The sequence below is a fragment of the Streptomyces sp. NPDC058086 genome (assembly GCF_042885015.1).
GTDB lineage: Bacteria > Actinomycetota > Actinomycetes > Streptomycetales > Streptomycetaceae > Streptomyces.
In genome coordinates this window covers 1-1,026 of sequence record NZ_JBHVST010000315.1, presented here as the reverse complement: position 1 = coordinate 1,026, position 1,026 = coordinate 1, and the positions used below count along the sequence as shown (strand labels likewise).

The window sequence follows — 1,026 nt, the reverse complement described above, 5'->3', positions numbered from 1 at the left end:
CATCGTGCGCAAGGTGCTCATCGCCAACCGTGGCGAAATCGCTGTCCGCGTGGCCCGGGCGTGCCGGGATGCCGGGATCGCGAGCGTTGCCGTGTATGCGGAACCAGACAGGGACGCGTCGCATGTCCGGGCGGCGGACGAGGCGTTCGCTTTGGGCGGTGACACCCCCGCCACCAGCTACCTGGACATCGCCAAGGTCCTCCAGGCCGCCAAGGACTCCGGCGCGGACGCCATCCACCCGGGCTACGGCTTCCTGTCGGAGAACGCCGAGTTCGCCCAGGCCGTCCTGGACGCCGGCCTGACCTGGATCGGCCCGCCCCCGCAGGCCATCCGCGACCTCGGCGACAAGGTCGCCGCCCGCCACATCGCCCAGCGCGCCGGAGCCCCCCTCGTCGCGGGCACCCCCGACCCGGTGAACGGCGCCGACGAGGTCGTCGCCTTCGCCGAGGAGCACGGGCTGCCCATCGCGATCAAGGCCGCCTTCGGCGGCGGCGGACGCGGTCTGAAGGTCGCCCGCACCCTCGAAGAGGTCCCCGAGCTCTACGACTCCGCCGTGCGTGAGGCGGTGGCCGCGTTCGGCCGCGGCGAGTGCTTCGTCGAGCGCTACCTCGACAAGCCCCGCCACGTCGAGACCCAGTGCCTGGCCGACACCCACGGCAACGTCGTCGTCGTCTCCACCCGCGACTGCTCCCTCCAGCGCCGCCACCAGAAACTGGTGGAGGAGGCCCCGGCGCCGTTCCTGTCGGACGCCCAGGTGGCGGAGCTGTACTCCTCCTCCAAGGCGATCCTCAAGGAAGCCGGCTACGTCGGCGCCGGCACCGTCGAGTTCCTCGTCGGCATGGACGGCACGATCTCCTTCCTGGAGGTCAACACCCGCCTCCAGGTCGAACACCCGGTCACCGAGGAAGTCGCCGGCATCGACCTCGTCCGCGAGATGTTCCGCATCGCCGACGGCGAAGCACTCGGCTACGGCGACCCCGTCCTGCGCGGCCACTCCTTCGAGTTCCGCATCAACGGCGAAGACCC

1 protein-coding gene is annotated in these 1,026 nt (G+C 71.2%); it reads left to right on the top strand.

The window, feature by feature from the left end:
- Positions 1–4: 4 nt before the first annotated feature.
- On the top strand, positions 5–1,026 hold a 1,022-nt coding region (locus ACFVWD_RS58545), incomplete at its 3' end, for an acetyl/propionyl/methylcrotonyl-CoA carboxylase subunit alpha (protein WP_389607352.1).